This window comes from Streptomyces sp. NPDC045470 (genome assembly GCF_040646595.1).
Lineage (GTDB): Bacteria > Actinomycetota > Actinomycetes > Streptomycetales > Streptomycetaceae > Streptomyces.
The window spans coordinates 34,188-45,441 of sequence record NZ_JBEZAN010000020.1; the positions used below are offsets into that span (position 1 = coordinate 34,188).

At 69.4% G+C, this 11,254-nt stretch carries 10 protein-coding genes and 2 pseudogenes; 7 read left to right on the forward strand and 5 right to left on the reverse strand.

Features of this window, described 5'->3' with window-relative positions; all coding sequences use genetic code 11:
- Positions 1–282 precede the first annotated feature (282 nt).
- The 4 genes and pseudogenes from AB0A97_RS35145 to AB0A97_RS35160 all read left to right on the forward strand — a co-directional run.
- Positions 283–1,020: a GAF and ANTAR domain-containing protein gene (locus tag AB0A97_RS35145; protein ID WP_361157957.1), complete on the forward strand. Its 738-nt coding sequence runs from the start codon at positions 283–285 to the stop codon at positions 1,018–1,020.
- On the forward strand, positions 1,017–1,745 hold the full coding sequence (locus AB0A97_RS35150) for a GAF and ANTAR domain-containing protein (protein WP_361157960.1): 729 nt from the start codon (positions 1,017–1,019) through the stop codon (positions 1,743–1,745). Before AB0A97_RS35145 ends, AB0A97_RS35150 begins: the two co-directional genes overlap by 4 nt.
- A 96-nt stretch (positions 1,746–1,841) precedes the next feature.
- Complete coding sequence (locus AB0A97_RS35155) at positions 1,842–2,534, forward strand: GAF and ANTAR domain-containing protein (protein WP_361157963.1); 693 nt, start codon at positions 1,842–1,844, stop codon at positions 2,532–2,534.
- A gap of 59 nt (positions 2,535–2,593) precedes the next feature.
- Positions 2,594–2,836, forward strand: a pseudogene (locus tag AB0A97_RS35160) (transposase); the annotation flags it as partial.
- Positions 2,837–3,067: 231 nt separating this feature from the next.
- On the opposite strand, the gene AB0A97_RS35165 reads toward AB0A97_RS35160, so the two are convergent.
- The 3 genes from AB0A97_RS35165 to AB0A97_RS35175 form a co-directional block, all read right to left on the reverse strand.
- Positions 3,068–3,280, reverse strand: coding sequence for a hypothetical protein (locus tag AB0A97_RS35165; protein ID WP_361157966.1), 213 nt, complete (start codon positions 3,278–3,280; stop codon positions 3,068–3,070).
- 344 nt (positions 3,281–3,624) lie between these two features.
- Positions 3,625–4,551 carry a hypothetical protein gene (locus AB0A97_RS35170; RefSeq protein WP_361157968.1) on the reverse strand — a complete coding sequence of 309 codons (927 nt, stop codon included), beginning with the start codon at positions 4,549–4,551 and terminating at the stop codon, positions 3,625–3,627.
- Positions 4,552–5,031: 480 nt separating this feature from the next.
- Positions 5,032–5,292, reverse strand: coding sequence for a GlsB/YeaQ/YmgE family stress response membrane protein (locus tag AB0A97_RS35175; RefSeq protein WP_361157971.1), 261 nt, complete (start codon positions 5,290–5,292; stop codon positions 5,032–5,034).
- A gap of 210 nt (positions 5,293–5,502) precedes the next feature.
- On the opposite strand from AB0A97_RS35175, the gene AB0A97_RS35180 reads away from it, so the two are divergent.
- On the forward strand, positions 5,503–6,381 hold the full coding sequence (locus AB0A97_RS35180) for a tachylectin-related carbohydrate-binding protein (protein ID WP_361157974.1): 879 nt from the start codon (positions 5,503–5,505) through the stop codon (positions 6,379–6,381).
- A 120-nt stretch (positions 6,382–6,501) separates the two neighbouring features.
- On the opposite strand, the pseudogene AB0A97_RS35185 reads toward AB0A97_RS35180, so the two are convergent.
- Positions 6,502–7,701: pseudogene (locus AB0A97_RS35185) on the reverse strand (IS3 family transposase).
- Positions 7,702–8,262: 561 nt separating this feature from the next.
- Here AB0A97_RS35185 and AB0A97_RS35190 point away from each other — a divergent pair.
- Together AB0A97_RS35190 and AB0A97_RS35195 are read left to right on the forward strand one after the other, a co-directional pair.
- The gene (locus AB0A97_RS35190) at positions 8,263–8,472 is read left to right on the forward strand and encodes a hypothetical protein (protein WP_361157977.1); all 210 of its coding nucleotides are present in this window, start codon (positions 8,263–8,265) and stop codon (positions 8,470–8,472) included.
- Positions 8,473–8,683: 211 nt separating this feature from the next.
- Positions 8,684–9,268 (forward strand): hypothetical protein, encoded by a 585-nt coding sequence (locus AB0A97_RS35195; RefSeq protein WP_361157979.1) that lies wholly within the window; start codon positions 8,684–8,686, stop codon positions 9,266–9,268.
- A gap of 218 nt (positions 9,269–9,486) precedes the next feature.
- On the opposite strand, the gene AB0A97_RS35200 is transcribed toward AB0A97_RS35195, so the two are convergent.
- Complete coding sequence (locus AB0A97_RS35200) at positions 9,487–10,986, reverse strand: GDSL-type esterase/lipase family protein (RefSeq protein WP_361157982.1); 1,500 nt, start codon at positions 10,984–10,986, stop codon at positions 9,487–9,489.
- Positions 10,987–11,254: the final 268 nt, after the last annotated feature.

Consider the following 11,254-nt stretch of genomic DNA (forward strand, 5'->3'; position numbering starts at 1 on the left):
CGGAAGCCAATGTCAGAAGTGGTGGGCGAGCGGCGTCACCTTCGGGCAGCCACTCCTCCAGCCTACGCCCCGGGCAGGCGGCCCACCCTGGCTCACCGGCGGCCGGGGCCGCCTTTCTCCGGCGGTTCGCGCTTCCGGGCCGGTTCGCGGCGTCGGGTACCTCCTTTCGGGTAGGCGAAGACCGGAGACCGAGGCGGGAGTGTCCCTAGACTGTCGGCTGGCGAAGTGCGTTCCTGCGCCGCGGGACCGTTTTGCGGATGTGGCTTGCTGGAGGTGGGACGGGTGGGTGCCGACCGTGACGTGGCTGTTGTACTGGAGCGCCTGGGCCCCCCGCGGGCGGGCTTGGCCGGCATTGATCCGCAGGTGTGCGCCCGGGCGCTGGACGCGGACGGCGTCGCCGTCTCCGTGCTGGCAGACCACGGCCTGAGCGAGGTGCTGTGGTGCTGCGAGGGCGCCAGTGCGCGGCTGGAGGAGCTGCAGTTCACCCTGGGGCAGGGGCCGGGCCCGGAGGTGGGCGCGTGCTGCGCGCCGGTGCTGGTGCCCGACCTGGCGCGGGTCCCGCCCGGCCGGTGGCCCGCGCTGCTGCCCGAGGCCGCGGCCCTGGGGATCGGCGCTCTCTTCTGCTTCCCGCTGCTCGTCGGTTCCGCGTGCCTGGGCACCCTGACCCTGCAGCGCGCGGCGCCGGGCCCGCTGGCGGACGCCACGATGACCGACGCATGGCTGGTGGCCAACGCCCTGACCGCCCTTTTGGTCAAAAGCGGTCCGCAGCACGATGCCTTCGCCGCCGCGGAAGGCGGATCGGACCTCTACCACGCCGTCGTCCACCAGGCCAGCGGCATGGTCAGCGTGCAGGCCGGCGTGCCCGTGGCGCAGGCGCTGCTGCGGCTGCGTGCCCACGCCTTCCGCCACGGACGCCCGGTGACCGAGGTCGCCGGGGACGTGGTGGCCAGGCGGCTGAGCTTTCGAGAAGATGGAAACGGGCCGGCCACCGCTGCCGGCGAAGGGACTGACGGGCCATGACACGTGAGGAACACCTGCTGGCGGCCATGGTCGAAGCCGTCGACACCCTCGTCGACGACTTCGACCTGATCGACTTCCTGCACCAGCTGTGCGACCGCTGCAACCAGCTCCTGGACGTGACGGCCGTGGGCGTCATGCTCGCCGACCCCGACGGCAGGCTCCAGGTGATCGCCGCCTCCGACGAGCACACCCGACTGCTGGAACTGTTCGCCCTGCAGACCGACCAAGGCCCCTGCGTGGAATGCCACCGCAGCGGCACCCCCCGCCTGAACGTCGACCTCACCTCCCCCGTGCAGACCGCCGCGTTCCCGCGCTTCGCCGCCCGCGCCCGCCAGGCCGGCTACACCACCACCCACGCCCTGCCCATGCGCCTGCGCCAGCAGACCGTCGGCGCCCTGAACCTCTTCCACACCCGCGAACAGGACCTCAGCGCCACCGACGCCCGGGTCGCCCAGGCCCTCGCGGACGTGGCGACCATCGCCATCCTCCAGCACCGCAGCATCATGTACGGCAACGTCGAACGGGCCCAGCTGCGCGCCGCCCTCTCCAGCCGCATCGTCATCGAACAGGCCAAGGGCGTCCTCTCCGAACGCTGGCACACCACCCTCGACGACGCCTTCGACGCCCTGCGCCGCCACGCCCGCGCCCACCAACTGCCCCTGACCAGGATGTGCCAGCAGCTCATCGACGGCACCCTCGACACCAGCACCATCCGGCGCCCCTGACCCACCACCCGGCCCGGCATCCGCCCCAGACCCCGGCGGAAGGACGTGTCCCTCCCGCTCTGCGGCCCGGCACCCACCCCGTTGTAGGGACACCCCATGGACCACGACCATCACACCGCAGCCTGGCAGCACCTGAGCAACGCCGTCGCCACCGGCGGCTTCACCCTCACCACCGCCTGCCGGGCCTGCGCCGACGACCTGGACGCCGACTTCGCCGGCACCACCCTGATCACCGCCGCAGAGCTGCGCCTGCTGGCCGGCGCCACCGACGCACGCGCCCGCCTGGTCGAAGACGCCCAGCTCGTCACCGGCGAAGGCCCGTGCATCGACGCCTACACCCACCGCGAACCCGTCGACGTCACCGACCTGCGGCACGCACACCCCCGCTGGCCCGCCTACGCCCCCACCGCCTGCGAACAAGGCGCCCGCAGCGTCCTGGCCCTGCCCCTGACCTTCGGCAGCCGGGCCATCGGTGCCCTGGATCTCTACCGCTGCACCCCCGCCCCCTTCACCCCGCAACACCAAGCCCGGGCCGGCGCCTACGCCCGCATCATCGCCCTCCTGGCCCTGGACGAGCACCCCCACCTGCTCACCCCGCGAAACCGTCCGCCCCGGCCCGGCCCCCAGGGCTACCCGCCCACCGTCCACATCGCCGCCGGAATCCTCGCCGCCAAGTACGGCCTCACCCCCGACGACGCCCTCGCCCGCCTGCGCGCCCACTCCTTCCGCCACAACCAGCCCCTCCTGCACACCGCCCAGTACGTCCTGGCCCACCAAAGCCTCGACTAGGCCGCGTCCGGTGAATCGTCATTCGATCTTGAAGCGCCTCCCTTGATCGTTTGGGCAGTGTGGGACGTGGCGATCTGACGAACGAGGAGAGGGCTCGGCTCTCGCCGCACCTGCCTGCCAACGGTGGCCGGGGCGGGCGGTGGAATGACCATCGTCGTGTGCTGAATGGCAGTTATCTCCGAGAGCGCACAGGCGATCCCTGGCGGGATCTGCCCCTGCGGTACGGGAAGTGGAAGACCGTCTATGAACGCCATCGTCGATGGTCGGCGGGTGGGGCCTGGGGCCGGATCCTGAAACCCGTCGGATGTGGCTCCGCTGGAGTGAGGCCGCGGGGGCGGTAGGAGTCGGACTGTGTGCCCCTAATTTGCCGGTGATCACGCGTGGTCCCGGGCGGCCGGAGGTGTTGTGCTGCACCTGCTCGACCAGCGCCTGGGTACGGTGCCGCATCACGGTGTTCACTGCTGCCTGTGTCTGGGCGGCCCCTCGTTCCAGGGCGGCGGCCAGCGCCGCGGGAGCGGTGTACGCGCCACCGCTCATGCGTCCGCCTTGCGGTTGTGCTCCTCCAGCCACACGGTCCGCAGCACCGGAACCGAGGACACCTCGCCGAGCGCCGCGACCCGGTAGGTAAGGCCGACGGCCTGCTGCGCCTCGGCCTGGGTCATGGCGTCGTGGCCGGGCTGCGCGATCACGATCTTCGGGTGGTTCTCGTCGGTCCAGCCGACGTCGTACTGGCGTGGCTCATTCATGATCGGTGTCCTACTTCTCGCGGTGGCGGCGGTTGGTGCGGCTACGGATGCCGGCAGGCGCGCCGACGGAGCGGGCCAACAGGTCTGGCCGGGTGCGGGCGCCCTCTGCTTCCGGGGAAGTGGCCTTACAGAAGAGCATGACGAGCGGACCACGAGGTCCTCGACGGGGCGGGCTGTGGCCGGTCGCACGTCCAGGCGCCCTGGTCGAAGACGTACAAGGCCCGCCGCCATGGCGGGTCCCGCTCAAGCCCTTCAAAATCGGTCATGCGTTCTGTTGTGCTCGACGTGTCACGCCCGGCCGCACCACACCAGGCGTTCGGCACCGAGGCCCGGGAGCGCATGGCTCAGTTCCTGTAGTTGATCTTCTTTTCCCGCATCAGCTTCTCCAGTTCTGTGTCCGACAATGGGCGCAGGGTGCGCAGGAGATCGCGCAGCCCGGGTTCGTCGAGGGTCTGGCTGGTGACCTGGGCCTCCGCGTTTCCAAGGCGGCGGACGAGGGTGACTTCGCGGGAGCCGCCGGTGAGGCCGCGGACGATGCGCATCTCGCCGTGCGCGTCGACCGCGCAGGTCATGCGTGTGTCCGCGGGCTCGGGACAGCGGAGTGCCGGCGTAAGCGGCGGACTCACGGTCAGGCCCACGTACCCGACCTCGTACCCCGCCCGGACGGGAAGGTACTCGACGCTGAAGGAGGCCGGGCCGACCTCGGCACGGGAGACCTGCATACCCGGCGGGGCAGCGCCCAGGTACAGCAGCTCCGGCTTTTCTCGGTACCGCGCGACCTCCGCCTCGTGCTGGCGCTGCTGGGCCTGCGCCGGGCCGATGTAGCCCCCGTAGGCTGCCGCGGACGCCAGTACGGTCAGCGCCCCCAGCCGCACCCAGCGGCCCGGCACGAACAACGCCGCGGCCACGGCGTACGGGACCCCCGTCAGCGCGATGCGGATACCGGCGCTGCCCAGCTCGACCTCCCCGAAGTAGGCGGCCAGACCGCCCAGGACACCGAGCGTGCCGAGGACGAAGACCAGGACCGCCCAGCCCAGCCGCTGTGACGCGGAGCCGCACAGCGGCACCACGGTCCGCGCCGGCAGGCCCGCCGTGGCCAGCAGGCCCACTGTCAGCGGCACACCCAACGCGAAGACCGGCACCGCCGCACCGGCCCCTCCACCCCAGTTCGACAGCACCAGCCCGTAGCCGAGCGTCGGCACCACGGCCGCCGTCAGCGCCCAGACCAGGAAGAGGTGCAGGGCCGTCAGTGCCCTTCTGCCGCTGTGCATACCGTGGAGCTTGCCAGCCGACGTCCGGGCGCACATGAGTTCTCGTACTCAGACTCAGAACGCCCGGCCTGCGCTGAGAGTCGCTCAAGCGGTATCGCGAGAGGCCCTACGTACCGTTCCTTCGCACCGGTTTCGTTGAGTGATCTTCGGCGAGCGGCGGGCAGCGCTTGGCCTGTCGAAGGTTAAGCGCGCAGGTCAGTCGGCGTAACCGGTGGGTTCGTGTGCCCCCGTAGTCCTTGAGAAGGTCTCGTCCATGACCGGAAAACCGAGAACAGCATCATGGGTCGATGGCAAGGCCCTGTACGACGTCGTCCCCGTCCTCGACGGTTTCATCGAGATCATCGGCCGGAATCTGGTCTGAATCCGGCCGCCCGGAGCATGGCGACGTTCCTTTCCTTGTAGCGCCGGTTGACGACGAGCCGCTGAGCTGCGAGTCGGCACCTCCCGCCGGTGCCCGGCGGAGCCGGCCCGTACGGCGTGTCAGGTGTGCCGTTTGGCCCACAGCGGGGTGATGACGGCGAGCAGGACGGCCGCGATGCCGATCTGGAAGATATGGCGGATCCAGTCGATACCGCCGGTGTCGCGCACGCCGAAGGCGGTGGCGAGCGCGTTGCCGGCAACGGCGCCGATCATGCCCAGGATGATCGTCAGCCACAGCGGAACGGGCTGCCGCCCGGGCAGGACCAGCTTGGCCAGCAGCCCGACGACGAGGCCCGCGATGACGGCCCACAGAAACGACACGACGACTCCTTCCGCTGGAGGTGCCCCCTCGGGCGCCTGTACGCGTGCCCCTCGCGGCCCGCCGTACGCCCCGCAATATGACCATTCGGTCACCGATCTTCACGTCCTGCTCAGATAACGGTCACTCGTCGGTATGGTCCTGGAAAACGGTCGATGCCGTCCGTCTTCCGGACATGGGGGGCGTAACGGCACGTGTACAAAGGGGACTTGATGTTACGTATGCAGCGCATCCGCCGTCGTTTCCGTCCGGCTCTGATCGCCGCCGCCGTCGCGGCCTCGCTCGCCCTGCCGCTCGCCGCCGCCGGCCCGGCCGCCGCGTCGGCGCAGCCCCGGCCCGCCTCGGAGCGTACGGCGATGTACGCCCGTGACCACGACGGTGTGCTGTGGCAGTACGAGGGCACGGGGTGGACCGTTCCGCCGTTCCGGCCGCGGGCGAGAATCGGTGGGGGCTGGGACGAGTATGTGCAGATCACCTCGCTCGGGGGGACGTCGGCCGACGGTACGGGGGACGTCGCGGCCGTCGACCGGAGCGGGAAGCTGTACTTCTACGAGGGCAGCGGCGATCCGTCCGCGCCGTTCAAGTCTCGGCAGGCCATCGGATACGGGTGGGACCGGTACATCAGCATCACGGGTGCGGGCGACGCCAACAACGACGGCAAGAACGACCTGGTGGCCCGCGACACCGACGGCGGCCTCTACTTCTACGCCGGTACGGGCAAGCCCTCCGCCCCGTTCGCGCCGCCGGTGCGGGTGGGCGGCGGCTGGCAGGTCTACGACCACCTGACCACCTTCGGCAACGGCCTCCTGGCCCGCGACACGGACGGCGTGCTCTGGAAGTACCAGGCCACCGGCTCCAGCGACCCTTCCCGGCCCTTCGAGAGCCGGGCCCGCGTGGGCGGCGGCTGGAACATCTACGCCGACTTCGTCGGCATCCGGGACCTGGACGGCGACCAGCTGCCCGATCTGACTGCCCGCGACCTCGACGGCAACCTGTCGGTCTACGAGGGAATGCGCTACCAGGGTGGGATCGTTCCCAACAAGGCCATCCCGGTCGATGGCGGCTGGAACATCTACGACCTCCTGTTCTGACCTGCTCCGGTCCGACCTGCCCCGGTCCGGCCCGTTCCGGCCGGCCGGAGCAGGGCCCGCCGCACGCCCGAGAAGCCCCGGCCGCTTGAACGGGCCTTGCCCCGGAATCTTGGACACGGGCTATGCGGCTTGGGCCAGAGTAGTTGATGTTATGTCGCGTGCTGTCCTGTAGGCGATGGGACTGCGTTGTCCGAGGCGGGAGTGACGGCGTCGGGTGTTGTAGCGATTGAGCCAGCGGAACGCGTCGAGGCGAGCCTCGTGTTCGCTGGACCAGTGCTTTCGGCCCTGAAGCGTCTCGCGTTTGAACGTCGCGTTGAAGGACTCGGCGAGCGCGTTGTCCGCGCTGGAGCCGATCGCGCTCATGGACTGGCGGACGCCGGCCTGGCGGCAGGCATCGGCGAAGGCCCGGCTGGTGTACTGGGCCCCGTGGTCGGTGTGCGGGACCGCCCCGGCGAGGCTGCCGCGGGTTTGTTCGGCGGCGGTCAGGGCGTCGGTGACCAGGTCGGTGCGCATGTGGTCCGCGATCGCCCAGCCGGTCATGCGGCGTGAGGCGAGATCGATGACGGTGGCCGAATACAGGAACGTCCCGCCGTCCAGCGGGAGATAGGTGATGTCACCGACGTACTTCGTGTTTGGCTCGCGTGCCGTGAAGTCACGGCCGACGAGGTCCGGGGCCTTCGCCGCGGCCGGATGCGCGACAGTGGTGCGGTGCCTGCGGCGCAAGCGCACACCTGCCAGACCGATGCTGCGCATCACCCGCGCGATCCGCTTGTGGTTGACCCGCTCGCCCGCCTCGCGGAGTTCGGCAGTGATCCTGGGGACGCCGTAGGTGCCGTCAGACTCGCGGTGCACGGCCCGTATCCGGGCGGCGAGGCGGGCGTCGGCCGGATACGGGCCGTGCGGCCCGGTCCGCGGCCGTGCGACGCCAGTAGCAGAAGCTGGAGCGGGCGATGCCCAGGATGGTGCACAGCCGCTTCACGCCGTAGCGGCGGTGGTGGCCGGCAACGAACTGGAAGCGGTTCACCAGTGCGTCTCCCCGGCGAAATACTTCGCCGCCTTCCGCAGGATCTCGCGCTCTTCTTCCAGTTCACGGACCTTCTTGCGCAGAACGGCGTTCTCCGCCTCCAACGGCGTCGGCGGCTCGGTCAGCACCTCCGCCCGGCGCCCCCGGGACCGGCTCGCTCCGGCCACCCGGACCCAGTTCCGCAAGGTTTCGGGGTTGATCCCCCAGTCGGCGGCGACCTGCCTGATCGTCGCCTCGGGCCGCGACTGGTACAGCGCGACCGCGTCCGCCTTGAACTGCGGCGGATCGTTCTTCATGACCACGAGATGTCCGTTCTCAGATCCTCAGGATCCAGTGTCTCGCGTGTCCAAGATCAAGGGGTAAGGCCCGTCCGCGAACGTCCCCGCGGAGAACTGCGCCTCCCGGTGCTCGGCCAGGCACGCGGACGCACTCTGCTGCGGCATCAACTCCCGGCACACTGCCCGCACATCAGGCCCCACCCGACGAGGAGTCTCGGCCCCCTGCATACCCGCAGTCTGGTCCTGGCCCTTCTGAGCCGGGACCAGACTCTCCGACATCTTCAGTGATCTTCTAGGCAGAGTTTCCGCACCTCGGGAAAGCTGGGTGCTCGTCAAGTCGTCGACGACGAGATCGTCCAACGGGCCGCGGCCGCACAGCACATCGCGGCCGGCCCGGTCAGGCTCGTCACCTACGAGACCGGGCACGCTGGCGTTTCGACGCTTCGACGGGCACCCGCACCACGTGCTGGAGGTAGCGGTGTGGGACAGCCTGTCCGGACACGTCCGCGTCCTCGAGTTCGATGCGGCTGGCCTGCATGACCGCAGCGGCGTCGTGCTGTCCCTGAGGAAGGACGGGGCATGCTCCAGTGGGCCCTTAGCGCGGACCTCGGCAGATGCAATGCCATCTACGACAAGACCCTGACAGCCGAGTGTGCCCGCAGCACCGCGGCCGTGATGACGGGCGCGGCGGCCAGCAGCCTCGCCACGCTCGGCCACCACGTGCGAGGCAGGTTTCTGGACGCGCTGCCCTTCCCGGAACTGATCGTCGACGGGAAAACGGTGGAATAGCACGAGTCTGTCTCCTGGCCCGGATCGGGGGTGAAGCGCCCCGATTCTGGCTGGCTGGAGCATTCGGCTTCCGGAAGCCGTCCAAGTGGGCACGGCAAGCAATCGGCTGATCGGCATGGAGCAGGGTGTTGTTCTTGATCAGACGCGGTCGGCACGTCCCGGGCAGCGACGACAGCCGATATGTGGTGTTTCCCAGCTTGCCCAGGACTAAATGGAGACTCAGCCGATTGTTCGGCGTGTGTTTGTTCAGTGCGGTGTCCTGACACTGAACAACGAGTCGCAGCTATACCGGACACCAACAGGCCGCCTCGTTGCGGCGATGCGGCTGGGAACCGATCGGGGCGGCGTGCAACGGGAAACGGTGCGCCGCTTCTCCGGCAATGTTGGGGAGGGCTTCATGAGATTCGTCAAGACCGGGGTCGCGGCAGCTGCCGCATTGGTCGTTGCCGTCGCGGTGCCCGCAGCAGGCCAGGCCAGTGGTGATGCGGAGAAGACCGCGCCACAGCCCCGAGCGCTCACCGCGGCCGAGGTGAAAGCGGAGAAACGGCCTTGCGGTCTGTCGGTCGACCAGCCGGGAGGTACGGGTGCCCCGGCTTGGATCTACTGGAACAACTGCTGGGCGGACAACCACGGCCTGAGCGAAACCCCGGTCTTCTCGAACGGCAAGGGGAACACCTACACCTACGTCCGGATTTGCCAGTATATCGCGCCCGGCCACACCGAGGGGTGGTATTTCCCCGCGGGTTCCTATCCTCCGGAGCCAACGAGTGTCACCGGGGTCACCTACTGCAAGTAAGCACCGATGGCAGCGGCACGTAGCAGGTTCCGCGGGATGACAACGTGCTGAGCGGCTGCCTGCGGTTCAGAGGGCAGATCGCGTCAGTGGGCCCCGGCAGGCGTCGCCGGGGCCCACTGACGTCCGGGGCAATCAACGGCGGGACTGGTGGGCCCGGGCGGCGTACCGGCGGACGCCGCCCGGGCCCGGGCGCAGGGAGCGCGATGTGCCCAGGGGCCTTACGTGCGGGCCCTCGCCTGCGGTGGGATCGGCCGTACGGTCATCGCGGTTGCGGACGTACCCGGACCGCCGTTGTCGCATCCGTAGAAACCGGGCGACAGGACGGCCATTTTCTGCAGGCAGTTGCCGAGCGCGGTCTGACCGTAGGCGTTGGGGTGCGCGTCTTCCTGAATGTGGCCCTGGAAGAAGGAGATGTCGCGGGCCCATTCGCTGACAGTGTCGCCAGGGTTCTGCTCGTCGGCCTGACGGGTGTCCCGTCCGCACACCTCCCGGCGCTCGAGGGCATTGCGCAGGTCGAGGAATTCCACGTTGTTCTCCCGGGCGACCTGCCGCAGATTCTCGGAGATCTGCGGGATCAGCCGGTCGCGGGCCCAGTCCTCGTCGGCGCCGTAGAACGGACAGCCGCGCCGGTTCGAGTCGGGGCGGTCGGGGAAACGGGACTCGCTGCCGCGCGGCAGGGGTGAGGGGTAGGACTGCAAGATGATGCGGTAGCCGCTCTGGGCCCCCATCGCGGTGCGAATGTCGGCGATGGTTGCGGCGATGCCGGCGCGTACGTCGGCAAGTTTGCGGTCGACGTTGGGCTGGTGCAGATCGTTACAAGGGCCCAGGCCGATCGCGTAGCGCCGTACGCAGTCCGTGATGATACCGGTGAAATCCAGGTCGTTGCCGCCGATGGACAACACGATGTACTTCACCTGTGCCTGGGCGGCGATTTTGGCGAGCTGGTCGACCTGGGGTGGTTCCCCTTTGAAGGTGGTGTTGCGCACGTGGGTGGTCTCGGCGCCCGAACACGCCAGGTTGACGCGTGTGGTGACCGGGAGACCGGAGCTTCTGCCTTCGATCTCGGCGGTGTCCGAGCGGTGGCATCCGTTGCCGCCGTCGGCGGTGGTGCCGCCGTAGATCCTGGCCGGGTCGTAGTCGCAGGACAGTATGGTGCAGGTGGCCGCCCGGTCGGATCCGTTACGGGTCAGGTCCCCGGTGGGTGAGTTGCCGTTCCAGCGGCCGCCCTCGCCGGAGATGTAGCTGTCGCCCATGGCCACCGCGACGGTCTCGCCTGGCGGTAGTCTGCGCGGCGCGTTCTTCAGCCGGACAGAGGAGATTCTGTCGTTCATCTTCAGCCCGACGTTCACGACCCGGTCGCCGTAGTAGTCCTCGGACAGGCCGCGGAAGTCGGTGGCCTGGTAGGCCGTGACCTGTGTGCAGTTGTTGTACATGACGAAGGAAGTCGTTGTGGTGCTCGCGGTGTGGCCCAGGTCCCTGATGCCGTACCCGCTGGCGTCGCAGGAGCCGTCACTGCTGCTGTAGACCTCCCAGTTGCCGCGCAGTTGCTCGTGCTCATAGACCTTCAGCAGCAGAGTCCGGGCCTGCTTGGCCTCGGCCAGCGGCTTCTCGGCGCGCTGTCCGCAGGTGCGCGAGACAACGCGGGAGAAGCGCTGTCCTGGCTTGACCGGATCAAGGACGGTCAGGCAGTCCTCGGCGGTCATCTTGGGCCGGGGCATCGCGGACCGGGGGCCCGGCGTCCGAGGGCCCGGGTGTGGCGTCGGTGGTGTTGCCGGCGAAACGGCTGTGGGGGCGGTGGACGTGCTGGAAGAGACGGGCGCCGTCTCGGCGGCGTTCGCCGTAGCGGTCAGTGCCACCCCGGGGAGCATCACGGCCGCGACGACGGCCGCGGTGCGTCTGAGAGCACGCATGGAAGGACAGTCCTTTCCCGTGTGGAAGAACGACACATTCCCCATCGGCCGGGCTCCCGCCGGCCCGGCTTCCTCC

What these genes read in the sequence shown, in the direction of transcription:
- AB0A97_RS35200 (WP_361157982.1), bottom strand. Translation starts at nt 10,986, where the DNA reads ATGCCCCGGCCCAAGATGACCGCCGAGGACTGCCTGACCGTCCTTGAT.
- AB0A97_RS35165 (WP_361157966.1), bottom strand. Translation starts at nt 3,280, where the DNA reads ATGAATGAGCCACGCCAGTACGACGTCGGCTGGACCGACGAGAACCAC.
- AB0A97_RS35180 (WP_361157974.1), top strand. Translation starts at nt 5,503, where the DNA reads ATGTTACGTATGCAGCGCATCCGCCGTCGTTTCCGTCCGGCTCTGATC.
- AB0A97_RS35170 (WP_361157968.1), bottom strand. Translation starts at nt 4,551, where the DNA reads ATGCACAGCGGCAGAAGGGCACTGACGGCCCTGCACCTCTTCCTGGTC.
- AB0A97_RS35195 (WP_361157979.1), top strand. Translation starts at nt 8,684, where the DNA reads ATGGAGACTCAGCCGATTGTTCGGCGTGTGTTTGTTCAGTGCGGTGTC.
- AB0A97_RS35190 (WP_361157977.1), top strand. Translation starts at nt 8,263, where the DNA reads ATGCTCCAGTGGGCCCTTAGCGCGGACCTCGGCAGATGCAATGCCATC.
- AB0A97_RS35150 (WP_361157960.1), top strand. Translation starts at nt 1,017, where the DNA reads ATGACACGTGAGGAACACCTGCTGGCGGCCATGGTCGAAGCCGTCGAC.
- AB0A97_RS35155 (WP_361157963.1), top strand. Translation starts at nt 1,842, where the DNA reads ATGGACCACGACCATCACACCGCAGCCTGGCAGCACCTGAGCAACGCC.